The 21,322-nt window shown below is 62.1% G+C and carries 24 protein-coding genes; 17 read left to right on the plus strand and 7 right to left on the minus strand.

The genetic code is table 11. The features are described 5' to 3' along the window. Nucleotide 1 precedes the first annotated feature (1 nt). From QM996_RS04715 to hemB, 3 genes are all read right to left on the minus strand, one after another. Entirely contained in the window at nt 2-790 is a 789-nt protein-coding gene (locus QM996_RS04715) for an arginyltransferase (protein ID WP_247957822.1), read from the minus strand. Between the two features lie 140 nt (nt 791-930). Beyond that, the gene (locus tag QM996_RS04720; RefSeq protein ID WP_500269503.1) at nt 931-1,395 is read right to left on the minus strand and encodes an RDD family protein; all 465 of its coding nucleotides are present in this window, start codon (nt 1,393-1,395) and stop codon (nt 931-933) included. A gap of 109 nt (nt 1,396-1,504) precedes the next feature. Further along, the gene (gene hemB, locus QM996_RS04725) at nt 1,505-2,521 is read right to left on the minus strand and encodes a porphobilinogen synthase (RefSeq protein ID WP_247957820.1); all 1,017 of its coding nucleotides are present in this window, start codon (nt 2,519-2,521) and stop codon (nt 1,505-1,507) included. A gap of 183 nt (nt 2,522-2,704) precedes the next feature. Between hemB and QM996_RS04730 the strand changes: the two genes are divergently transcribed. The 7 genes from QM996_RS04730 to QM996_RS04760 all read left to right on the plus strand — a co-directional run bounded on the left by QM996_RS04730 (nt 2,705) and on the right by QM996_RS04760 (nt 9,312). Further along, nucleotides 2,705-3,142, plus strand: coding sequence for a DUF6163 family protein (locus QM996_RS04730; RefSeq protein ID WP_500269504.1), 438 nt, complete (start codon nt 2,705-2,707; stop codon nt 3,140-3,142). 130 nt (nt 3,143-3,272) lie between these two features. Further along, nucleotides 3,273-3,785: a transcriptional regulator LdtR gene (ldtR, locus tag QM996_RS04735; protein ID WP_065777474.1), complete on the plus strand. Its 513-nt coding sequence runs from the start codon at nt 3,273-3,275 to the stop codon at nt 3,783-3,785. 494 nt (nt 3,786-4,279) lie between these two features. Beyond that, a complete protein-coding gene (locus tag QM996_RS04740) occupies nt 4,280-5,605 on the plus strand; it encodes a L,D-transpeptidase family protein (protein ID WP_500269505.1) in 1,326 nt (441 codons plus the stop codon). 183 nt (nt 5,606-5,788) lie between these two features. Beyond that, on the plus strand, nt 5,789-7,084 hold the full coding sequence (gene glyA / locus QM996_RS04745; RefSeq protein WP_500269506.1) for a serine hydroxymethyltransferase: 1,296 nt from the start codon (nt 5,789-5,791) through the stop codon (nt 7,082-7,084). 10 nt (nt 7,085-7,094) lie between these two features. Continuing rightward, nucleotides 7,095-7,568: a transcriptional regulator NrdR gene (gene nrdR, locus QM996_RS04750; RefSeq protein ID WP_034803756.1), complete on the plus strand. Its 474-nt coding sequence runs from the start codon at nt 7,095-7,097 to the stop codon at nt 7,566-7,568. Between the two features lie 20 nt (nt 7,569-7,588). Next, nucleotides 7,589-8,692, plus strand: coding sequence for a bifunctional diaminohydroxyphosphoribosylaminopyrimidine deaminase/5-amino-6-(5-phosphoribosylamino)uracil reductase RibD (gene ribD, locus QM996_RS04755; RefSeq protein ID WP_500269507.1), 1,104 nt, complete (start codon nt 7,589-7,591; stop codon nt 8,690-8,692). Next, entirely contained in the window at nt 8,692-9,312 is a 621-nt protein-coding gene (locus QM996_RS04760; protein WP_429808609.1) for a riboflavin synthase, read from the plus strand. The genes ribD and QM996_RS04760 overlap by 1 nt, the downstream gene beginning before the upstream one ends. A gap of 92 nt (nt 9,313-9,404) precedes the next feature. Here the strand turns inward: QM996_RS04760 and QM996_RS04765 are convergent, their stop codons facing one another. The 3 genes from QM996_RS04765 to QM996_RS04775 all read right to left on the minus strand — a co-directional run bounded on the left by QM996_RS04765 (nt 9,405) and on the right by QM996_RS04775 (nt 11,101). After that, entirely contained in the window at nt 9,405-9,755 is a 351-nt protein-coding gene (locus tag QM996_RS04765; protein WP_500269508.1) for a hypothetical protein, read from the minus strand. A 275-nt stretch (nt 9,756-10,030) separates the two neighbouring features. Beyond that, nucleotides 10,031-10,576 (minus strand): GNAT family N-acetyltransferase, encoded by a 546-nt coding sequence (locus QM996_RS04770; protein WP_500269509.1) that lies wholly within the window; start codon nt 10,574-10,576, stop codon nt 10,031-10,033. 24 nt (nt 10,577-10,600) lie between these two features. Next, on the minus strand, nt 10,601-11,101 hold the full coding sequence (locus QM996_RS04775) for a cupin domain-containing protein (RefSeq protein ID WP_500269510.1): 501 nt from the start codon (nt 11,099-11,101) through the stop codon (nt 10,601-10,603). Between the two features lie 370 nt (nt 11,102-11,471). Here QM996_RS04775 and ribH point away from each other — a divergent pair, with 370 nt between their 5' ends. The 4 genes from ribH to QM996_RS04795 all read left to right on the plus strand — a co-directional run bounded on the left by ribH (nt 11,472) and on the right by QM996_RS04795 (nt 15,996). After that, nucleotides 11,472-11,933, plus strand: coding sequence for a 6,7-dimethyl-8-ribityllumazine synthase (gene ribH / locus QM996_RS04780; protein ID WP_500269511.1), 462 nt, complete (start codon nt 11,472-11,474; stop codon nt 11,931-11,933). After that, on the plus strand, nt 11,930-12,412 hold the full coding sequence (gene nusB, locus QM996_RS04785; protein ID WP_173516131.1) for a transcription antitermination factor NusB: 483 nt from the start codon (nt 11,930-11,932) through the stop codon (nt 12,410-12,412). Before ribH ends, nusB begins: the two co-directional genes overlap by 4 nt. Nucleotides 12,413-12,434: 22 nt before the next feature. Beyond that, complete coding sequence (locus QM996_RS04790; RefSeq protein WP_500269512.1) at nt 12,435-13,664, plus strand: MFS transporter; 1,230 nt, start codon at nt 12,435-12,437, stop codon at nt 13,662-13,664. A 196-nt stretch (nt 13,665-13,860) separates the two neighbouring features. Next, the gene (locus QM996_RS04795) at nt 13,861-15,996 is read left to right on the plus strand and encodes a sodium/proton-translocating pyrophosphatase (protein ID WP_500269513.1); all 2,136 of its coding nucleotides are present in this window, start codon (nt 13,861-13,863) and stop codon (nt 15,994-15,996) included. 69 nt (nt 15,997-16,065) lie between these two features. On the opposite strand, the gene QM996_RS04800 is transcribed toward QM996_RS04795, so the two are convergent. Beyond that, nucleotides 16,066-16,575 carry an outer membrane protein assembly factor BamE gene (locus QM996_RS04800; protein WP_500269514.1) on the minus strand — a complete coding sequence of 170 codons (510 nt, stop codon included), beginning with the start codon at nt 16,573-16,575 and terminating at the stop codon, nt 16,066-16,068. Between the two features lie 138 nt (nt 16,576-16,713). Between QM996_RS04800 and QM996_RS04805 the strand changes: the two genes are divergently transcribed. From QM996_RS04805 to QM996_RS04830, 6 genes are all read left to right on the plus strand, one after another. Next, nucleotides 16,714-17,253 carry a ubiquinol-cytochrome C chaperone family protein gene (locus tag QM996_RS04805; RefSeq protein WP_500269515.1) on the plus strand — a complete coding sequence of 180 codons (540 nt, stop codon included), beginning with the start codon at nt 16,714-16,716 and terminating at the stop codon, nt 17,251-17,253. A 104-nt stretch (nt 17,254-17,357) separates the two neighbouring features. Beyond that, the gene (locus tag QM996_RS04810; protein WP_500269516.1) at nt 17,358-17,909 is read left to right on the plus strand and encodes a YceD family protein; all 552 of its coding nucleotides are present in this window, start codon (nt 17,358-17,360) and stop codon (nt 17,907-17,909) included. A gap of 201 nt (nt 17,910-18,110) precedes the next feature. After that, a complete protein-coding gene (gene plsX, locus QM996_RS04815; RefSeq protein ID WP_500269517.1) occupies nt 18,111-19,169 on the plus strand; it encodes a phosphate acyltransferase in 1,059 nt (352 codons plus the stop codon). 4 nt (nt 19,170-19,173) lie between these two features. Then, entirely contained in the window at nt 19,174-20,145 is a 972-nt protein-coding gene (locus QM996_RS04820; RefSeq protein WP_500269518.1) for a beta-ketoacyl-ACP synthase III, read from the plus strand. A gap of 92 nt (nt 20,146-20,237) precedes the next feature. Then, the gene (locus tag QM996_RS04825; protein WP_113536913.1) at nt 20,238-20,576 is read left to right on the plus strand and encodes an integration host factor subunit alpha; all 339 of its coding nucleotides are present in this window, start codon (nt 20,238-20,240) and stop codon (nt 20,574-20,576) included. Nucleotides 20,577-20,715: 139 nt separating this feature from the next. Then, nucleotides 20,716-21,252 carry a MerR family transcriptional regulator gene (locus QM996_RS04830; protein ID WP_057252555.1) on the plus strand — a complete coding sequence of 179 codons (537 nt, stop codon included), beginning with the start codon at nt 20,716-20,718 and terminating at the stop codon, nt 21,250-21,252. The last annotated feature ends 70 nt before the right edge of the window (nt 21,253-21,322 follow it).

The raw sequence follows: 21,322 nt of genomic DNA on the forward strand, positions 1-21,322 counted from the left end.
TCTAACCCGTTTTCGTAGGTGCGGCTTCCACTGTGGCGTCTCCGCCTTCATAGCGCTCCCAGCCACGGGCCATAAGGTGTTCTTGCGGCAAAAACTTTGTCTTATAGCCCATCTTCCGCGATCCCTTGACCCAGTAGCCAAGATAGACATGGGGCAATCCGCGCTCTCTGGCGCGGCGAATGTGGTCGAGAATCATGAACGTGCCGAGCGAGCGGTCTTCTCGATCGGGATCGAAGAAGGAGTAGACCATCGAAAGCCCGTCGCCCATGCGATCGGTCAGCGCCGCCGCGATCAGCGGCCCGCGCGCTTTCTCGCTGACGCCATCGCCTTCGACCCTAAGACGATACTCGATGATCTTCGTGTGCACATGCGTGTCCTCGACCATCATCGCGTAGTCGAGCACCGACATGTCCGACATGCCGCCCTTCTGGTGCCTGCGGTCGAGATAGCGGCGGAAAAGATTGTACTGCTCGCTGGACGGCTCGGCCGGATACTCCGCCGAGGTCACATCCTGATTGGCGGCAAGCACCCGGCGCATGGAGCGGCTGGGCTTGAACTCATTGGCAAGAATGCGCACCGAGATACAGGCGCGACAGGTCTCGCAGGCCGGACGGTAGGCGATGTTCTGCGAGCGGCGGAAGCCGCCCTGCGTCAGGAGATCGTTGAGTTCAGGCGCGCGCTCGCCCACCATGTGGGTGAAGACTTTTCGCTCCATCTCGTTCGGCAGGTAGGGGCAGGCTGCCGGCGCAGTGAGGTAGAATTGCGGAGACGGTGCGGTCTGTGTGTTCATCGAGTGCGGAGGTTACTCTTCACGCGGTTGCTCATGACAATAGCATGGCGGAAGAATGGAAAACGTCAACTCACTCGTTTGCAGCTTCCGCCTCCGCCGGCCAGTTATTTTAGCGTTGCCGACAATGGGCGCGCTTCCGGTCAGTACATGTCACGGCGGACCATGACGGTGCCAATCAAGAGGTCGTGCAGCAGGCGGCTGCGATCGGTAAAGAGGCCGATCAGCAGGATCAGCGGCGTCAGCAGAGCGTTGGCGATCCAGAAGATGACGAGGTGGACGATGGCGGTCAGGAAATCCATCGGGCGTCCATCGGTGCGGGCGACCGCCAATCCCATCATCCGCATGCCGGGGGAGGCCTGTTCCCGCCCGCCGACCGTCAGGCCGAAATAAAGCATGGCGACGATGGCAAAGAGCGCCGGGTACAGCATGAAGCCGAGGCCGAGCGTGAGGATGCCCAGGAAGAAGACGACGACGGCCGCCGGGATCCAAAGAAGCGCGATGATGGCATAATCCAGCAGGAACGCGAATATGCGCCGGGAAAGCACGCCCTGATAGGCGCGCCAATCATTGCTCGGCAGCCTCAGTTCTTCGTTGTGCATGGTCATCCGTTTAAGCCTCGCTTGGGTGCATGCAGAATATGGGACGGTGACGTCTGCAAAACAAGGATCGGAGCCGCGCGTCTGAAAAGACGCGCGGCGCCGCAGAACCTTGGGCCTAACGGCCCTTGGCGAGGATGCGAGCCACCTCGACGGCGAAATAGCTGAGAATGCCGTCGCAGCCGGCGCGCTTGAAGGCGAGCAGCGTTTCCAGCATGACCTTCTCGCCGTCGATCCAGCCGTTGGCGGCGGCGGCTTTTATCTGCGAATATTCGCCAGACACCTGATAGGCGAAGACTGGCAGGCCGAAGGCCTCCTTCATCCGCCAGCAGATGTCGAGATAGGGGAGACCCGGCTTCACCATCAGCATATCGGCGCCTTCCTCGACGTCGAGGGCGGCGTCGCGGATGGCTTCGGTGCCATTGGCGGGATCGATGTAATAGGTCTTCTTGTCGCCCTTGAGCAGGCCCCCGGTGCCGATCGCTTCGCGATAGGGGCCGTAGAACCCAGAGGCGAACTTCGTCGCATAGGACATGATGCCGACATTCTGGTGTCCGGCGGCGTCAAGCGCCTGGCGGATAGCGCCGATCCGGCCATCCATCATGTCGGAGGGGGCGATGATGTCGGAGCCGGCATCCGCCTGGGCGACCGCCGCCCTGGAGATCATCTCGACGGTTTCATCGTTGACGATCTCGCCGTTGCGCAGAATGCCGTCGTGGCCATGGCTGGTGAAGGGATCGAGCGCGACGTCGGTGATGACGCCGATCTCGGGCACCGCCTTCTTGAACGCGCGCGTCGCCTCATTGATCAGGTTGTCGGCGGCCAGGCTGTTGGAGCCGGTCTCGTCGCGCAGCCGCATATCGATGTTAGGGAAGGTGGCGATCGCCGGAATGCCGAGGTCGGCCGCTTCCTTGACGGCTTCCACCGCCTTGTCGACGCTCATGCGGTTGACACCGGGCATCGCGTCGATCGGCTGGACGATGTTGCTGCCCGGCACGATAAAGATCGGCCAGATCAGATCGTCGACGGTCAGGCGGTTTTCCTGCACCAGCCGCCGCGTCCAGTCGGCCTTGCGGTTGCGACGCATGCGGCGGTGGCCGGTGATCCTGTCCACAAGATTTGTCCTGTCGTTCATCGCGCCGCGCCTTTCCGGTCAAAATCGTCGTTAGCCAAGCGCTTTATCATGGGGCGGCGGCAAATGGGAACCGCGCGTCCGGCGAACAGGCTGCGGCATTTATTCTCTTCAAGTGACTGCGGCAGGGGAGGGCACGCAGCGATCCCGCTGGCGGATGAGCAAGAGCCGCCCTATCTTGCCGGCATGCTTCATGATTCTGCCCATGTGCCGAAACCATCGCTCACCGAGGTCCTCTTCGGTGTCTTCCTGCGTCTGGTCGCTGCCTCGTGCATCTGGTTCGCGCTCAACTACTGGGCCATGCTGATCGGCTTTTCCCATGGCGGCGCTGGTCGCTTCGATCTCCTGTCTCCCGAATGGCGTGCGGCTGCCACGGCGCTCGCCGTCGTCTATCCCGTTGCGGCGCTCGGCCTCTGGCTGCTCGTCTCCTGGGGGCCCGTGGTCTGGGTGGTCGCCGCGGCGATCGAGATCGCCATGTACGAGTTCTATCCGACCAGTTTCGGTGCCCGTCCGCTGCTGCTCGTGCTGCATGCGGCGGTTGCCGTGACCTTCGTTCTTTTCCGGGCGGCGCTCCTCTATCAGCGCTGGCGGCAGGCCAAGCAGGTAAGAGTTGATTCACCCTGAGACAGGCTCGTCAAATGGCAAGCTCTTGTTAAGGCTGCGGTTTAAGTAGAATTTTAGACGTATTCGATAGGGTCTCACTCAAGGCGGGAAGACAAACAGACACCGCCAAACAAAACAGTGAGGCAGTCAAATGAACACCAAGATGAAGCCGCAGGCGGCTCAGCCCCGAGACCCTCAGGAAGAAACCATCCGTGGTCTCTACATGGAATCCCTTCACCTCGTCGAGCGCCTGCATCGCCGTCTGCTCGACGTCATCAAGGACGAGTTCGACCGCGAAGGTCGCAGCGACGTCAACGCCGTTCAGGCCCTGTTGCTCTTCAACATCGGCAATTCGGAACTGACCGCCGGCGAACTTCGCTCCCGCGGCTACTACCTCGGCTCGAACGTCTCCTACAACGTCAAGAAGCTCGTCGACCTTGGCCTGATCAACCACCAGCGCTCCCGCGTCGATCGCCGCTCGGTCCGCATCAGCCTGACGGAAGATGGCCAGGACATCGCCGAAACCGTCGCCAAGCTTTATGAGCGCCACATCGGCTCGATCCAGAAGGTCGGCGGCATCGGTTCGGACGAGTTCACCCAGATGAACAAGCTGCTGCAGCGCCTGGATCGCTTCTGGAACGACTCGATCATGTACCGTCTCTGATCCAGACAAAACCTCCAGTTCAAGGGTCGGGCGCAATCCCTGCGTGTCCGACCTTTGCCGTTTGTCGGCGTCGCGCTCTGTTGCCCAAAAGCCGCACCCCTTCGGCATGCCAATCCTGCGTCTGGCCGGCTTTCCAGACAGAAAATATTAGAAAATCAAAATGTTGCTGTCTGCAGCCTGCCTGCCGGCCCGTCCGTTGCGGTGAAAAGCAAATGGCGTGCCACGTCGTCGTTCAGCCTCGCCGAGACACGAATTGGCCATATTGCTGTGACAGCGACGACGGCATGCGGTAGGTGCGGCCACGCGGTTTCTCGCGCGTGGATTCATTTCGCGTTTCGCCTGCCGGATGAGGGTTCTCACTCGCGGTATCGTGAAAACTTGTGAGGGCAGGGTGGCTCGTTGGTTGACCTTTGTTAACCACGATCGTGTTAGGGCTTCGGCAACATGCGTGCCAGCGCATAGGGCGCGTGCCAACGCATTGGGATGGTAGGAATATGTCGAAAAAGAATGGAATTGATGCATTCTCGCGCCGCGCCTTTCTGCGCTCGGCGGCAACCTTCGGTGCTGTGGCGGTCGCCGGCGCGGCAAGCGCACAGGATGCCCTGAACGAGATCATCAATTCGCCGCGCCGCGGTTCCTGGGATGACCAGTACGACGCCAAGGCCGCGCGGGCCGCGACCGCCGTCGTTTCCAACAATCCGATCTTCGGCATCGATACGCTTGCCAATACGCAGAATGCCATTGCGCAGTATCAACAGATCGTCTCCGCCGGCGGCTGGCCGCAGGTCAATTCGGCAGTTCGCTTGCAGATGGGCGTCTCCGATCCGGCCGTGCAGGCTCTGCGCCAGCGTCTGATGATTTCCGGTGACCTTCCACAGTCTGCCGGGATTTCCAGCGCATTCGACTCCTATGTTGATGGCGCGGTCAAGCGCTTCCAGGCCCGCCACGGACTGCCGGCGGACGGCGTGCTCGGCGAATATTCCATCAAGGCGATGAACATCGCCGCGGATGTCCGGCTTGGGCAACTGAACACGAATATCGTGCGGCTGCAGTCCATGTCCGGAGATCTCGGCAGCCGCTATGTCCTCGTCAACATTCCCGCCGCCTACATCGAGGCGGTCGAAAATGGCCGCGTTGCAACGCGCCACACGGCCGTCGTCGGTCGTATCAGCCGCCCGACGCACATCATCAACTCGAAGATCTATGAGGTCATCCTCAATCCCTATTGGACCGCGCCGCGTTCGATCGTCGAGAAGGACATCGTTCCGCTGATGCGCAAGGATCCGGAATATCTGGAGAAGAATGCGATCCGCCTCATCGACGGCAGCGGCAACGAGGTCTCCCCTGAGACAATCGACTGGAATGCCGAAAAGGCACCGAACCTGACGTTCCGCCAGGATCCCGGCAAGACCAATGCCATGGCCTCGACGAAGATCAATTTCCATAATGAAAACAACGAGTACATGCACGACACGCCGCAGCAGGGCCTGTTCAACAAGCTGGCGCGCTTCGAATCGTCCGGTTGCGTGCGGGTTCAGAACGTGCGCGACCTGACGACGTGGCTTCTGCGCGACACGCCCGGCTGGTCGCGCCAGCAGATCGAGGCGACGATCCGTTCGGGCCAGAATTCGCCGATCAAGCTGGCGGTCGAGGTTCCGGTCTATTTCAAGTACATCACCGCCTGGGCAGCGATGGACGGCATCGTCCAGTTCCGCGACGACATCTACGAAATGGACGGCGAACAGCAGCTGGCATTGCAGACGACGACCGGCATCGAACAATCGGCCGGCTCGATCGAGCAGGATAATCTGCCGCAATAAGCAAAGTCGGGCATTTTCCGATTGAAGCCGCGCGAGCCTTGCCCGCGCGGCTTTTTCGTGGGCGGAGCCCCGCGGTATTTCGGCGCGGCAGATGGGGGAAATGACGCAAACCGCACAGCAGATATTGCTCTCGTCGTGCGAGGAAGCTAAAGAACTGCCACCCTTGAGAGGAGCCTCGCGCCAATGCCTGAACAGACCAATGACGCCTTCTTCACCCGCTCTCTGGCCGACAGCGATCCGGATATCTTCGGTGCGATCGAGAAGGAGCTGGGTCGTCAGCGCCACGAGATCGAACTGATCGCCTCCGAGAACATCGTTTCCCGCGCCGTGCTCGAAGCCCAGGGCTCGATCATGACCAACAAATATGCCGAGGGCTATCCGGGCAAGCGCTATTACGGCGGCTGCCAGTTCGTCGATATCGCCGAGGAACTGGCGATCGAGCGCGCCAAGAAGCTCTTCGGCGTCAACTTCGCCAACGTCCAGCCGAACTCCGGTTCGCAGATGAACCAGGCCGTGTTCCTGGCGCTCCTGCAGCCCGGCGACACCTTCATGGGCCTCGACCTCAACTCCGGCGGTCACCTGACGCATGGTTCGCCGGTCAACATGTCCGGCAAGTGGTTCAACGTCGTCTCCTACGGCGTGCGTGAAGACGATCACCTGCTCGACATGGACGACGTTGCCGAGAAGGCACGCAAGCACAAGCCGAAGCTGATCATCGCCGGCGGCACGGCCTATTCGCGTATCTGGGACTGGAAGCGCTTCCGCGAGATCGCCGACGAAATCGGCGCCTGGCTGATGGTCGACATGGCGCACATCGCCGGTCTCGTTGCCGGTGGCCAGCACCCGTCGCCGTTCCCGCATTGCCACGTCGCCACCACGACCACGCACAAGTCGCTGCGCGGCCCGCGCGGCGGCATGGTTCTGACCAACGATGAAGACATCGCCAAGAAGATCAACTCGGCCGTCTTCCCGGGTCTCCAGGGTGGCCCGCTGATGCACGTCATCGCCGCCAAGGCCGTTGCGCTCGGCGAGGCTCTGCAGCCCTCGTTCAAGGACTATGCGGCCCAGATCGTCAAGAACGCCCGCACGCTTGCCGAAACGCTCAAGGCCAATGGCCTCGACATCGTTTCCGGCGGCACCGACAACCACCTGATGCTCGTCGACCTGCGCAAGAAGAATGCGACCGGCAAGCGTGCAGAAGCCGCGCTCGGCCGCGCCTTCATCACCTGCAACAAGAACGGCATCCCGTTCGATCCCGAGAAGCCGTTCGTCACCTCGGGCGTCCGTCTCGGCACGCCGGCTGGCACGACCCGCGGCTTCAAGGAAGCCGAGTTCAAGGAAATCGGCGAACTGATCGTCGAGGTCCTCGATGGCCTGAAGGTCGCCAACTCCGACGAGGGCAATGCCGCCGTCGAAGCGGGCGTTCGCGACAAGGTCGTCAAGCTGACCGACCGCTTCCCGATGTACGGCTACATGTGATCGGTCGCCCATGCGCTGCCCCTACTGCGGTTCTGAAGACAGCCAGGTGAAGGATTCCCGTCCGGCAGAGGACGGGAACGCCATTCGCCGTCGCCGGATTTGTCCGGATTGCGGAGGTCGCTTCACGACCTTCGAGCGGGTGCAGCTGCGTGAACTGATGATCATCAAGAAGACCGGTCGGAAGGTGCCTTTCGACCGGGACAAGCTCCTGCGGTCCTTCGAGATCGCGCTGAGGAAGCGCCCGGTCGATCGCGACCGCATCGAGCGGGCGGTCTCCGGCATCGTGCGGCGGCTCGAAAGCTCCGGCGAGACGGAGATTCCCTCCGAAGAAATCGGTTTGCAGGTGCTCGAGGCCCTGAAGAGCCTCGATGACGTTGCCTTCGTGCGTTACGCTTCGGTCTATCGCGATTTCTCGCATGCCGAGGATTTCGAGAAGGTCATCACCGAGATCAGCGCCAAGATCGCGCGCGATCCCGGCGAATAGAACACAGGCTGGATAGAGCCATGGCAGCGACCAACCGTGAAGACGAGAGGTTCATGGCCGCGGCGCTGAGGCTGGCCCGCCATCATCTCGGTCAGACATCCACCAATCCCTCCGTCGCCTGCCTGATCGTCAAGGACGGCGTCATCGTCGGGCGCGCCGTGACGGCGCGAAGCGGCCGTCCGCATGCCGAAACCCAGGCGCTTGCCGAAGCCGGCGAGCGGGCGAGGGGAGCGACCGCCTATGTCACGCTGGAGCCCTGCTCGCACCACGGCAAGACGCCGCCTTGCGCGGACGCGCTCGTCGCATCCGGCGTTTCCCGCGTGGTGATCTCGATTCTCGATCCGGACGAGCGCGTCGCCGGGCGCGGCGTCGTGCGTCTGCGCGATGCCGGCATCACCGTCGATATCGGCGTTCTCGCGGAAGAGGGGCAGCGGGCGCTCGAAGCCTATCTCATGCGCCAGGTCCGCCGCCGCCCCTACGTGATTCTCAAGCTTGCCGTTTCGGCCGACGGCATGATCGGCCGCAAAGGGGAGGGGCAGGTTCGCATCACCGGTCCCATCTCCCGTGGGCAGGTGCAGATGCTGAGAGCCGAGACGGATGCGATCCTGGTCGGAATCGGCACGGCGACGGCCGATGACCCCGAATTGACCGTAAGGCTGCCAGGGCTTGAAAATCGCTCGCCGCTGCGCATCGTCCTCGACCGGCGGCTCGACCTCCCGCTTGCTTCGAAACTGGCGCGAACGGCGCGGGATGTCCCGGTGATCGTGGTCTCCAGTGATGGATCCGGCGAGACGGATGCCGACGCCGGCCGGGCCGCGCGCAAGGCGGCGCTGGAGGCGGCGGGTGTCGAGGTGCTCGAGGCCGGTTCGATTGCCGACTTGCTGGCGGCGCTCGCTTCCCGCGGACTCTCCTCTCTGATGGTCGAAGGCGGAGCCGTCGCGGCGCGCGCCTTTCTCGATGCGGATCTCGTCGACCGTATCCAGCTTTACACCGGGCCTGGGACGATTGGCGAAAACGGCATTGCATCCCCATTTGACCGTAAGTCCGTGCCGGCAGGCTTCCGGCGCGTCGCCGAGGCACGGTATGGCGACGATCTGTTCGAGGAATACGAAAGAGAGAACTGATGTTCACAGGCATTGTTACCGATATCGGCACCGTCGATGCCGTCACCCCGCTCAAGGAAGGCATCAAGCTGCGTGTTGCCACGAGCTATGATCCGAAGACCATCGACATGGGCGCCTCCATTGCCCACTCCGGCGTGTGCCTGACGGTGACCGCCCTGCCTGAAGCCGGCAGCAACGAGCGCTGGTTCGAGGTCGAGGCCTGGGAAGAGGCGCTGCGGCTGACGACGATCGCAGGCTGGACGAAGGGCACGCGGATCAACCTCGAGCGGTCGCTGAAGATCGGCGACGAGCTCGGTGGCCACCTGGTCTCCGGCCATGTCGACGACAAGGCGGAAATCCTGTCGGTGGAACCGGAGGGCGACGCGGTGCGCTTTCGCCTGCGGGCACCCGAGCATCTGGCAAAATTCGTGGCTCCGAAGGGCTCCGTCGCGCTCGACGGAACGTCGCTGACGGTCAACAAGGTCGATGGCGCAGAATTCGACGTGCTGCTTATCCGTCATTCGCTGGAGGTCACCACCTGGGGCGAGCGCAAGGCCGGTGATTTTGTGAACTTCGAGGTCGACACCATGGCGCGTTATGCGGCGCGCCTGGCCGAGTTCCCGGCACCCAAGCCGGCATGAGCGAAGTCTGAAGTTCCTCGCCGAAAAATGTCCTTTGAAACCGTACCGCCCCCAATTGGGGGCGGCGGCGTTTCGGGAGGGGAACTTAAGGCTTAACGCACATAGAAGGTCAGGCTGCCATCGGCCGCCCGTTCGGCGCCGGCGATGTTGTTCATCTCGACGTTCTGGCCCTTCAGTTTGGTTGCCAGCGGCTTGTTGGCGCGGATTGCTGCGTGCAGGGCCGAAACTTGCTTCGGCGTCGCTTCGTTGATCCAGGTCCGCGTCTGGCTCGTTGCCTTGAGCGTGTCGACGTCGACGACGGTGAAGTGGTTGCCCTTGAAGTGGCGTACCGTCTGGTCGATATGCGCCGGCCAGTTCATCGCAGCGCCTGCCGCGTAGGAGATGCCTCCGAAGGGAAGGGCGGAGAGAGCAGCGATGACGGAAAGCTTGGCTATGCGGTTCATGGTCATGCTCCTTGGTTGCTCGCGGCATCGCGACCTCCGGCCTCCCGCCCGAACGCGGGATCGTTACGGGTGTCCGGGGATCTCATGCCGCAGCGGCCAGCGGGCGTCGTTTACGGGTTGCGTAACCCGCAGCGGGACGTGCTGGATTGTTTCGACTAATTGGGGCGGCGTTTCCTCGGCTTGGGGCGGGGGCGCGTCGTGCCAACGCCTAGAAAACTGGGCCGGAATCTGGCCGTTTCCATGGCGCCAAGCGCCGGAAAACAATTAAAAATTGTTCATGTTTCGGCGTGCGCACGCGCCCGCTGGCGCTCGAACATGATCACGTGATTGCCGTGATAGGTCGTTCGCCAGAACTCCTGGAAGCCGTGCTTTTCCGCGACACGGATCGAGGCGTGGTTTCCGATGTCGATGATGCAGGTTTTCCGGAGTGTCGGAAATTGCTGATCGGCCCATTTGAGCGCGGCACTGACGGCTTCCGTTGCCAGGCCCCGGCCGTGCGCTTTGGGTGACAGCGCCCATCCGGTTTCCATTGTTCCCTCGAGTGACGGCGTGATCGCGCGGTGCACGTCGTGAAACCCGGCCTCGCCAAGAAACGTCCCCGATTGCCGATCCTGAATAGCGAAGAAGCCGAAGCCGAAATAGTGCCACATGCCGACCTGGCGCAGGAAACGGGTCCAGGATTGTTCGCGCGTGAACGGGACCCCACCGACATAGCGGATCACCTCGGCATCGCCGAACAGAGCGACGTAGGAAGGGAAATCATCACGGCGATAGGGGCGCAGGATGAGGCGATCTGTCTCGATGATAGGCATGCTATGCATGTTCGATCCTATGCTGTGGTGAACTCAGGCGCCGGGCTCGCCGTCCCAATAGTCGACGGCGCTTTCCGCGCGGCCGATGAAACGGAAGCGCCGTTCGCCGTCGGGGCCGCGCGTCTTGGCGAGAAACTTGCCGGAATCGGGATATTCGCAAATCTCGGTTGCCGCCATGGTCGAGATCGACAGATATTTGAGCGGCACCGTGCCGGTGTTGATCAGATGATGCGCCGTTTCCGGCCCGCCCGCCGGCGCGCCCAGGATATCGCCCGGGCCCACCGAATGACGCTCGCTGCCGAAACGGTATGTGCCTTCGCCTTCGAGAATGATGAAAAGCTCTTCCTCGACGTGGTGATTGTGGAAGGGGCAGCCGGACTTGCCCGGCGGCACTTCGCCGTAGCCGATGCCGAGACCCTTCAGACCAAGCAGCGAGCCAAAGGAGGCGTCGCGCGATTCGAAGAAGCTGCCCTTCGTCCAATGATCGAGGTCGAGGGTCTTCGGGTTGACGATCGGTTTTCGCGTTTCCGTCATGTCTTCCTCCCTGGCGCCGTGCATTTCGCAAGAAACATCGAGGGCCCTTCCCTATCCGTGTCGCGCGATCGAGGGATCGTCAACCGAGAAGCGTTGAAAATTGATAAACGTCACGTTGATTGTGTCTCCGTATTGCAATCCTACGACGGTAGCTGCCGCGGAGCGCATGCGGATCACATTGGACCGCGCGTTTGCCATGTTGCCGCCTTGAGCGCTTCTCCAACGTCCTTCGGGGCAGCTATTCTGGCGCCGTTCGGCGCGGCAAAAGGCCATCCGCGGCGGAATTTGCTTGCCATTCGGCGCCGGGCATGGTTTGACCGCCGCCTCAGTCGGTCGCATCCGGCGACGAACTCTCAAAGACAGGTGATCCATGGCAGAGACCACGGCAGCCCACATCCTGATTGTGGAAGCGCGCTTCTATGACGATATGGCCGATGCATTGCTCGACGGCGCCAAGCATGCGCTGGACGCAGCCGGGGCCACCTATGATATCGTGACGGTTCCGGGCGCGCTCGAAATCCCGGCTGCGATCGCCATGGCGCTTGACGGTGCCGACGAGGGCGGAACGGAATATGACGGCTTCGTCGTACTCGGCATGGTCATTCGCGGCGAGACCTATCATTTCGATATCGTCGCGAACGAATCTTCGCGGGCCATCATGGATCTCGCCGTGAGCGAAAGCCTCGCTATTGGCAATGGTATCCTGACGGTCGAGAATGACGACCAGGCTTGGGCACGTGCCCGCCGGTCGGAAGGTGACAAGGGTGGCTTCGCCGCGCGCGCGGCGCTCACCATGATTGAATTGAAGAAGAAACTGGGCACGGAAAAGTGACGAAGACACCCTCGGATCAGCCGCTGAAGCAGGTAAACCAGCGCGGTGCAGCGCGCCTTGCCGCCGTGCAGGCGCTCTATCAGATGGACATTGGTGGCACAGGCGTGCTCGAAGTGGTTGCCGAGTACGAGGCCCATCGCCTCGGCCAGGACGTCGACGGCGATACCTATCTGAAGGCGGACGCTTCCTGGTTCCGCTCGATCGTCTCCGGCGTCGTGCGTGACCAGCGCAAGCTCGACCCGTTGATCGGTTCGGCGCTTCAGGACGACTGGGCGCTGTCGCGGCTCGATTCCACCGTGCGCGCCATCCTGCGCGCCGGCACCTTCGAGATGCTGGAGCGCAAGGATGTGCCGGTTCCGGTGATCGTCACCGAATATGTCGAGATCGCCAAGGCCTTCTTCGAGGATGACGAGCCGAAGCTGGTCAACGCCGTTCTCGACCGCATCGCCAAGCAGGTTCGCAGCGAGTTCAGGAAGTAACGAGTTCAGGAAGTAAAGAGTTATGGTTGCGGTTGCTGCGGATGACATGGGGACCACCCTTAGCGAAGCGCGCCGCAACGTTTTCCACCTGACCGCAGCCCAGGCCATCATGGGCGTCGTCGGGCCGATCTGTTTCTCCGTCGGCGGCGTTGCCGGCTATCAGTTGCTGGCGGATGACAAGTCGCTGGCAACGGCACCTCTCACCGCCTTCAATGTCGGCATGGCGCTCGGCGTCGTGCTGGTCGCGATGCTATCGCGCCTCATCGGTCGCCGTTTTGCCTTCATGACCGGGACCGGGATTGCTGCTGCAGGTGCGGCGCTCGCCGCAATCGCGCTCTTCCGTGAAAGCTTCTGGCTCTTTGCCTTCGCGCTCGCGATGCTCGGCTCGTCGAACGGCTTCACCCAGAAGCTGCGTTTCGCTGCCGCCGATGCTTCTCCGTCGTTCTATAAGCCCAAGGCAATCTCGCTGATCCTTGGCGGCGGTATCGTCTCCGCGGTGCTCGGCCCGCAGATCGTCATCTTTGCCGGCGACCTGTTCGCGCCCGTATCCTTTGCCGGCGCTTTCGTCGTGCTCTTACCGATCTGCCTGCTTGCGGCATTCTTCTTCGCACCGCTACGGCTGCCCGAACCGAGCGCGATGGTGAGAGATCACCATGACCAGGCCGTACGTCCTCTCGGCGCGATCGTGCGCAGCCAGCGCTTCGCCACCGGCATGGTCTGCGGCATCTCCAGCTACGCACTGATGACCTTCATGATGACCGGTGCGCCGGTCGAGATGGTCGTGGGCTGCGGCTTTTCGACCGAGCTTGCGACGCTCGGCATCCAGTGGCACGTGCTGGCGATGTTCGCCCCAAGCTTCTTCACCGGCTGGCTGATCAGCCGCTTCGGCGCCGAGCGTATCGTCGGTTGCGGCCTGTTGTTGTTGATGGCCTGCGCCACGGTTGCGCATATGGGCATCGAGCTCTGGAACTTCTGGGGCGCCCTGGTGCTGCTCGGCCTTGGCTGGAACTTCGGCTTCATCGGCTCGACAGCGATCGTCGCGAGCAGCTACCGCCCGCAGGAGGCCGACAAGGTCCAGGCCTTCCACGACATCATCCTGTTCACCACCGTGGCGCTGTCGTCCTTTGCCTCGGGCAAGGTCCTGTCCGCCTATGGATGGGACATGCTGAACGCGGTCGTCTGGCCGGTCACCATCGTCTGCCTCGTGCTTCTGTTGCTGTTGAAGCGCGCTCCCCGGAACGCTGCCGCCTAACTCCTTTCCTCCCGACATTCGAAGTCGCCGGAGCGCCTTGTCACTGGCGTTTTCCGGGGCTTGACGATCTCCCGTTGCAACCGCACTCTGGCCGCGCCGTGGCGGGTGCTGCTTGAGGAGGTGGCGCGTGATTCGCGGTTTTGAGGGGCCCGTGGCCGGGAGTGAGTCTGCGGGTTGTAACGGAGGGTAATGCGAAATGACCATTTTGTTGGGCGTTATCGCATGCGGGTTGCTCGCGGTGGCTTATGCCATCTGGGCAACACAGTCGGTGCTGGCCGCCGACCAGGGGAACGCCCGCATGCAAGAAATCGCAGGCTACATTCGTGAAGGGGCGCAAGCCTATCTCACGCGTCAGTACAAGACCATTGCCATCGTCGGCGTCGTCGTTTTCATCGCCGCTTGGGTTCTTCTTTCCCCCGCCGCCGCGTTCGGTTTCCTGATTGGTGCGATCCTTTCGGGCGCCGCGGGCTTCATCGGCATGCATGTTTCGGTTCGGGCGAACGTCCGCACTGCCCAGGCGGCTTCCGTCAGCCTTGCCTCCGGCCTCGACATCGCTTTCAAGTCCGGCGCGATTACCGGCCTTCTCGTAGCGGGCCTGGCGCTTCTCGGCGTCTCCGTCTACTACACCGTCCTCACGGCCGGCCTTGGGCATGAACCCGCCTCGCGCGAAGTCATCGACGCACTGGTCGCGCTCGGCTTCGGCGCTTCGCTGATCTCCATCTTCGCCCGTCTCGGTGGAGGCATCTTCACCAAGGGTGCCGACGTCGGCGGAGACCTCGTCGGCAAGGTGGAAGCCGGCATCCCCGAGGATGATCCGCGCAATCCGGCGACGATTGCCGACAACGTCGGCGACAATGTCGGCGATTGCGCCGGCATGGCGGCCGACCTCTTCGAGACCTATGCCGTCTCGGTCGTCGCAACCATGGTGCTCGCGGCGATCTTCTTCGCCGGCACGCCGATGCTCGCGACCGTCATGGTCTACCCGCTGGCGATCTGCGCGGCCTGCATCATCACATCGATCGTCGGCACTTTCTTCGTGAAGCTCGGTGCCAACAGCTCGATCATGGGGGCGCTCTACAAGGGCCTGATCGTTACCGGCGTGTTGTCGATCTTCGGTCTCGGCGCCGCCACGTCGTTTACGATTGGTTGGGGCTCGATCGGCACCGTCGCGGGCAAGGACGTCACCGGGTGGAACCTGTTCTTCTGCGGTATCCTCGGCCTGGTCGTGACAGCCCTGATCGTTGTCATCACCGAATATTATACCGGCACCAACAAGCGGCCGGTGAACTCGATCGCCCAGGCCTCTGTGACCGGCCACGGCACCAACGTGATCCAGGGGCTGGCCGTTTCGCTGGAATCGACGGCTCTGCCGGCGATCGTCATCGTCGGCGGCATCATTGCCACCTACCAGCTCGCCGGTCTCTTCGGCACGGGCATTGCCGTCACCGCCATGCTCGGCCTCGCCGGCATGATTGTGGCGCTTGATGCCTTCGGACCGGTGACCGACAACGCAGGCGGCATCGCGGAAATGTCGCATCTGCCGCCGGAAGTGCGTAAATCGACGGACGCGCTCGACGCTGTCGGTAACACCACCAAGGCCGTCACCAAGGGCTACGCGATCGGTTCGGCCGGTCTCGGCGCGCTCGTGCTGTTCGCCGCCTATTCGAACGACCTCAGCTACTTCGCCGCCAACGGCGACAAGTACCCGTACTTCGCCGATGTCGGGCAGATCTCCTTCGATCTCTCCAATCCTTACGTGGTTGCCGGATTGATCTTCGGCGGTCTCATCCCCTACCTCTTCGGCGGTATCGCGATGACGGCCGTCGGCCGTGCGGCCGGGTCTATCGTCGAGGAGGTTCGTCGGCAGTTCCGCGAAAAGCCCGGCATCATGGAAGGCAAGGAACGGCCGGACTATGGCCGCGCCGTCGACCTTCTGACGAAGGCGGCGATCCGCGAGATGGTCGTTCCCTCGCTGCTGCCGGTTCTTGCACCTATCGTCGTCTACTTTGGCGTGCTGCTTCTGTCGGGCTCGAAGGCCTCGGCCTTCGCAGCACTTGGCGCATCGCTTCTCGGGGTCATCGTCAATGGCCTCTTCGTGGCGATCTCGATGACCTCGGGCGGCGGCGCCTGGGACAATGCCAAGAAGAGCTTCGAGGATGGTTTCGTCGACAAGAACGGCGACCGTCATCTCAAGGGATCGGATGCGCACAAGGCATCCGTCACCGGCGACACGGTGGGCGACCCCTACAAGGATACGGCCGGCCCGGCGGTGAACCCGGCGATCAAGATCACCAACATCGTGGCGCTGCTGCTGTTGGCGGTCCTCGCCTGATCGAACCCGTATAACGAAAAAGGCCCGCGGAACGAGGTTCCGCGGGCCTTTTGCTTTGTGATGGGTGAACTACTTGCTGCCGAAGTCCTTGAACAGGCTCTTTGCGGCAGCCTGTCCGGCGCCCGGTCCGCTCAAGAGCTGGCCGAGGAAGCTCGTTTCCTTGCCGCCGGTCGGCGTCGTGCGCGACAGCATGTCGAAGATCTTGCCATCCTTCAAAGTATAATGCGCGAGCTGGCTGACGGTGCCTTCCTTGTCGAAGTAGACCGCAAGGATCGACTGGTCGATCAACTTGGGCTTCATGAAGGCGACGGGACGCTTGCGGGTCTGGGAAATGTAGTAGAACACTTCGTTGTCGAAGGTCGCAGTCGTCGAGGGCGTACCGAGCGACAGCAGCACCTGTTCGCGGCTGGAGCCAACCGGAACGAGATTTAGCGTTTCCTGGTCAACCACGTAACCCTGATGAAGGACTTCACCGACATTGGCAGACTGGCAGGCTGAAAGGGTGAGACCGGCGATGGTAGCTACGACCGCCACGCGGCCGAGGGTTTTAAAGTTTTTTCTCAAATACCGCTTCGTCAACGACAGCTCCCCTTGGAGAAACGATGGCAGATCCGCCATTGCAATTCGTGCCTGCTTCGGTAAACCAGCTTCGGCTGTCATGCAACAACGGGATGGGCGCTTGCGCGCATTTCGAGAAAGCCAAGCCCGAGCTTTGTGATGATTTTTGGACTGTTCAAAAGAAAAAGCGGCAATACGGCGATTGTCGAACGGCAGTATGCGCTGCTGACGTCGGCCGCGCGCCAACCCTATCTCTATACCGACCTCGACGTGCCGGACACGGTCATGGGGCGTTTCGAGATGCTGTCGGCAATTCTGATCCTCTACTTCCGCCGCACACGCGCCTCCGCAAGGCCCGGGCAGGAAATCGCCCAGGAGATCATCGACGCTTTCTTCGAGGACGTCGACCACTCGATCCGCGAGCTTGGCGTGGGCGATGCCGGCGTTCCGAAGAAGATGAAGAGGCTGGCCGGCATGTATTATGGTCGCCTCGAATCCTATGCGGCTGCGCTGGAGGCAAAGGACAGGGCGGCCCTTGCGGCGGCGTTGAAGCGCAATTTCCACCCGGAAGGGGGCGATGCCGCGCCCGCGATGGAGGCGCTTGCCGCCTATCTGCTGACCGTGGAGGCACAACTCGCCGACGTCGGCGAAGAGGTCGTCGAGACCGGTCAGTTGCAGATTCCGTCCGCTGGCGCTTAATAGAGCGGTCATTAAGAGATAACAGCGTCGCGAACCGGAATATGGGCGACGGCTGTATTCGCGACTGGGCGGCATCGATTGCCCTGGCGAGGAAGGATCCGACCATGAAAGACGATGGCCAGCCGGCCTTCTCCTATCCGGTGAGGGTGGGACATATCTCGGCGAACGCTGTCAGCGTTAAGCTCTCCGCAAACGAGCGCGAGCGTGCGGCGCTCGCGAAGCTCTGGGGCGTCGACGATGTGCTGTCGCTCGCCGCTGATCTGCAAATCGCGCGCTGGAAGAAGGATGGCATCAAGATCAAGGGCGATGTCACGGCCCGCATCGTGCAAAGCTGCGTGGTGACGCTCGAGCCCGTCGAGGCCGACATCCACGAGCCGGTCGAAGTGATCCTGGTACCCGAGGGATCGCGGCTCGCCCGCCAGGCGAGCAACGACGGCGGTGAGATGATTCTCGATCCGGATGGTCCCGACATTCCCGATACCTTCACCGGTGACACGATCGATGCCGGCGTCGTCGTCAGCGAGCAGGTGGCGCTCGCGATCGATCCCTATCCGCGCAAGCCTGGCGCCACTTTCGGCGCGCGCATCGAGAGCACGGCGGCGGACGACAAGAAGCCGAACCCCTTTGCCGTTCTGAAGGACTGGAAAAAGGACTGAGGCTCTGAAAGCCTCCTCGACAATTCGGTTGTCACGCAAAGGAAAAGCAGTATTTTGGCCCCAAACCGGCCAAAAGAGCCGCGAAGCGATCTGCCGCGTGCTTGGCTCAAGCGTCAGAAGCAATATGTATCGTCATTGCGTTCCAGGTGAGTGCGCCACGACGGCACGTGTTGTGTGGCAGAAATGAAGGATAAGACACGCGTGGTCAGAATTTCACTTGACGTGATGGGTGGCGACTATGGTCCCGAAGTCGTCATCCCGGGCGCCGCAAGGGCGCTCGAACGTCATCCGGACATCAAGTTTGTGTTGTTCGGCATCGAGGCGCAATGCGCGGACCTCCTGGAAAAATATCCGAAGCTCAAGGCCAGCAGCACGTTCCATGACTGCGAGATCGCCGTCGCGATGGACGAGAAGCCGAGTCAGGCGCTTCGCCGCGGCCGCGGAAAATCGAGCATGTGGAAGGCGATCGACGCGATCAACGCCGACGAGGCGGATGTCGTCGTTTCGGCCGGCAATACCGGCGCGCTGATGGCGATGTCGGTCTTCTGTCTGCGCACGATGCAGGGGATCCAGCGTCCGGCGATCGCCGCCATCTGGCCGACGCTGAAGGGCGAAAGCATCGTTCTGGACGTCGGGGCGACGATCGGTGCGGATGCGCAGCAGCTCATGGATTTCGCGCTGATGGGCGGTGCCATGGCACGGGCGCTTTTCGAGATCGAACGGCCGACGGTTGGTCTTCTCAATGTCGGTGTCGAGGAAATCAAGGGACAGGAGGAGGTCAAGGAAGCTGGCCGCCTGATCCGGGAAGCCAACATCGATGGCTTTGACTATTACGGCTTCGTCGAGGGTGATGACATCGGCCGCGGAACGGTCGATGTGGTCGTGACCGAAGGTTTTTCCGGCAACATCGCGCTGAAGGCCGCCGAAGGCACCGCGCGCCAGATTGCCGAATATCTGCGCGCTGCAATGTCGCGTACCCTGCTCGCCAAGATCGGCTACATCCTGGCGAAGGGGGCGTTCGATCGTCTGCGCGAGAAGATGGATCCAAGGAAGGTCAATGGCGGGGTATTCCTTGGCCTCAATGGCGTCGTGATCAAGAGCCATGGTGGTGCGGATGCCGAGGGTTTCGCAGCCGCGATCGATGTCGGCTACGACATGGTGAAGAATGGCCTGAAGTCGAAGATCGAGCTCGATCTGGCGAAGTACCATGGTGCGGAGCCGCCCCAGGCCCTTTCCGCCGGCATGAATGATGAGGTTTGAATAAATGATCCGTTCCGTCGTTCGCGGCTTCGGCGCAGCCTTGCCGAAGCGCGTTGTTACCAACCAGGAGCTGGAATCCAAGGTCGATACGTCCGATGAGTGGATTGTCCAGCGCACGGGCATCCGGCAGCGCTACATCGCCGGCGAGGGCGAAACCACCGCGTCTCTCGGCGAAGGCGCGGCCCGCGCGGCCCTCGCCAATGCCGGGCTCACGCCTGACGATATCGACGTCATCATCCTGGCGACCTCGACTCCGGACAACACCTTTCCGGCAACGGCCGTCAATATCCAGGATCGCCTTGGCATGCACCATGGTGCGGCTTTCGACTTGCAGGCCGTCTGTTCCGGTTTCGTCTATGCGGTGACGACGGCCGACGCCTATATCCGCGGCGGGCTTGCCAAGCGCGTTCTGGTGATCGGCTCGGAGACGTTTTCGCGCATTCTCGACTGGACCGACCGGACGACCTGCGTGCTCTTCGGCGACGGCGCCGGTGCCATCATCCTGGAGGCTGAGGAGGGCGAGGGCACGAATGCCGACCGTGGCGTGCTGACGGCGAAGCTCCGCTCCGACGGTGCCCATCGCGACAAGCTTTATGTCGACGGCGGCCCCTCGACCACGGGCACGGTCGGCCATCTCAAGATGGAAGGCCGCGAGGTCTTCAAGCACGCGGTCGGCATGATCACCGACGTGATCGAGGCCGCTTTCGAGGCGACCGGAACGACCGCGGAAGATCTGGACTGGCTGGTGCCGCACCAGGCCAACCGGCGCATTATCGACGGCTCCGCCAAGAAGCTCGGCATCCCTCTCGACAAGGTTGTGGTGACGGTCGACCTGCATGGCAACACGTCTGCTGCCTCCATTCCGCTGGCCTTGAACGCAGCGGCAAGCGACGGGCGGATCAAGAAGGGTGACCTCGTCCTGCTCGAGGCCATGGGGGGTGGCTTCACCTGGGGCTCCGTGCTCCTCCGCTGGTAAAGAAATTGCTTAAGCAACAGGCGCTTGACCGCAAAAGGTAAGGGCAATAGTCTTCGGACGCTGATCGGCGTACCAGACGTTGGTGGGGGAAGATGAGCGGAAAAACAGTAACACGGGCGGACTTGGCTGAGTCGGTTTTTCGCAAGGTAGGTCTGTCGCGAACAGAGTCTGCCGAACTGGTGGAAACCGTCATTGACGAAATATGCAACGCAATCGTGCGTGGCGAGAGCGTGAAGCTGTCTTCTTTCGCGACATTTCAGGTCCGCGACAAGAACGAGCGCATCGGGCGAAACCCGAAGACCGGCGAGGAAGTGCCGATCTCGCCGCGGCGTGTCATGACCTTCAAGGCGTCCAACGTGCTCAAGCAGCGGGTGCTGAAGGCCCATCTCAGCCGCAGGGCCAAGCAGAAGCCGGTATCTCCCGTCGCGTGAAGTCACGGCGTCAGCCACAAATGTGGTTGAAAACCCATCCATAAGCCGTTGAAATGGACCTGATTCGTGCCATCATCGGTATGATATCGGTTCATTGCGGCCTGCAGGCGTGAGTCGCGTGACATGGATTGGGAACCACATGGAAAAGAGCCCGGACGCTTTCCGCACCATCAGCGAGGTCGCCGACGATCTCGATCTGCCGCAGCACGTTCTGCGCTTCTGGGAAACCCGTTTCCAGCAGATCAAGCCGATGAAGCGTGGCGGCGGTCGACGCTATTACCGACCTGAGGATGTCGATCTCCTGAAGGGTATCCGGCACCTGCTCTATGATCACGGCTACACTATCAAGGGCGTGCAGAAGCTCTTGAAGACCAACGGCAACAAGTTCGTTGCCGCCATTGCCAGCGGTGATCTCGCGACCGTCGAGGCGCTTGCGGCATCGAGCAACGAGGAGCCCGCGCCACCCAAAGCCGGCGTTTCAGAGGAGGACCAGATCGTCGGCCGCGCCAAGGCGCCGGCGAGCCGCCGCTTCTTCTCGTTCGGCGGCGGCAGCGACGACGTGCCGGAGATCTCTCTCGGCAAATCGTCGTCTGTCGGCAAGGAAGATCGCGCCCTGCTTCAGGAGGCGCTCTACGATCTCCTCGAATGCAAGCGCCTGCTCGACCAGGTGCGCTGAGGCCGTCCGCGATCGCCTGCGAGGCGCGCGCTTGGTCGACAACGCGCAACGCTTCCATGGCCTTAAAGAA

Origin of the sequence: Sinorhizobium chiapasense (assembly GCF_045277575.1) — a bacterium.
In the GTDB taxonomy this organism is placed as follows: domain Bacteria; phylum Pseudomonadota; class Alphaproteobacteria; order Rhizobiales; family Rhizobiaceae; genus Ensifer; species Ensifer chiapasense_A.

Excerpts from the sequence above, each read along its gene's own strand:
- QM996_RS04810 (WP_500269516.1), top strand. The coding sequence starts at position 17,358 with ATGAAAGACGATGGCCAGCCGGCCTTCTCCTATCCGGTGAGGGTGGGA.
- glyA (WP_500269506.1), top strand. The coding sequence starts at position 5,789 with ATGCCTGAACAGACCAATGACGCCTTCTTCACCCGCTCTCTGGCCGAC.
- QM996_RS04720 (WP_500269503.1), bottom strand. The coding sequence starts at position 1,395 with ATGACCATGCACAACGAAGAACTGAGGCTGCCGAGCAATGATTGGCGC.
- QM996_RS04770 (WP_500269509.1), bottom strand. The coding sequence starts at position 10,576 with ATGCATAGCATGCCTATCATCGAGACAGATCGCCTCATCCTGCGCCCC.
- ribH (WP_500269511.1), top strand. The coding sequence starts at position 11,472 with ATGGCAGAGACCACGGCAGCCCACATCCTGATTGTGGAAGCGCGCTTC.
- QM996_RS04825 (WP_113536913.1), top strand. The coding sequence starts at position 20,238 with ATGAGCGGAAAAACAGTAACACGGGCGGACTTGGCTGAGTCGGTTTTT.
- QM996_RS04795 (WP_500269513.1), top strand. The coding sequence starts at position 13,861 with ATGACCATTTTGTTGGGCGTTATCGCATGCGGGTTGCTCGCGGTGGCT.
- ldtR (WP_065777474.1), top strand. The coding sequence starts at position 3,273 with ATGAACACCAAGATGAAGCCGCAGGCGGCTCAGCCCCGAGACCCTCAG.
- QM996_RS04760 (WP_429808609.1), top strand. The coding sequence starts at position 8,692 with ATGTTCACAGGCATTGTTACCGATATCGGCACCGTCGATGCCGTCACC.
- QM996_RS04765 (WP_500269508.1), bottom strand. The coding sequence starts at position 9,755 with ATGAACCGCATAGCCAAGCTTTCCGTCATCGCTGCTCTCTCCGCCCTT.
- QM996_RS04740 (WP_500269505.1), top strand. The coding sequence starts at position 4,280 with ATGTCGAAAAAGAATGGAATTGATGCATTCTCGCGCCGCGCCTTTCTG.
- QM996_RS04775 (WP_500269510.1), bottom strand. The coding sequence starts at position 11,101 with ATGACGGAAACGCGAAAACCGATCGTCAACCCGAAGACCCTCGACCTC.
- nrdR (WP_034803756.1), top strand. The coding sequence starts at position 7,095 with ATGCGCTGCCCCTACTGCGGTTCTGAAGACAGCCAGGTGAAGGATTCC.
- QM996_RS04805 (WP_500269515.1), top strand. The coding sequence starts at position 16,714 with ATGATTTTTGGACTGTTCAAAAGAAAAAGCGGCAATACGGCGATTGTC.
- QM996_RS04820 (WP_500269518.1), top strand. The coding sequence starts at position 19,174 with ATGATCCGTTCCGTCGTTCGCGGCTTCGGCGCAGCCTTGCCGAAGCGC.
- ribD (WP_500269507.1), top strand. The coding sequence starts at position 7,589 with ATGGCAGCGACCAACCGTGAAGACGAGAGGTTCATGGCCGCGGCGCTG.
- QM996_RS04830 (WP_057252555.1), top strand. The coding sequence starts at position 20,716 with ATGGAAAAGAGCCCGGACGCTTTCCGCACCATCAGCGAGGTCGCCGAC.
- QM996_RS04715 (WP_247957822.1), bottom strand. The coding sequence starts at position 790 with ATGAACACACAGACCGCACCGTCTCCGCAATTCTACCTCACTGCGCCG.
- QM996_RS04790 (WP_500269512.1), top strand. The coding sequence starts at position 12,435 with ATGGTTGCGGTTGCTGCGGATGACATGGGGACCACCCTTAGCGAAGCG.
- hemB (WP_247957820.1), bottom strand. The coding sequence starts at position 2,521 with ATGAACGACAGGACAAATCTTGTGGACAGGATCACCGGCCACCGCCGC.
- QM996_RS04730 (WP_500269504.1), top strand. The coding sequence starts at position 2,705 with ATGCTTCATGATTCTGCCCATGTGCCGAAACCATCGCTCACCGAGGTC.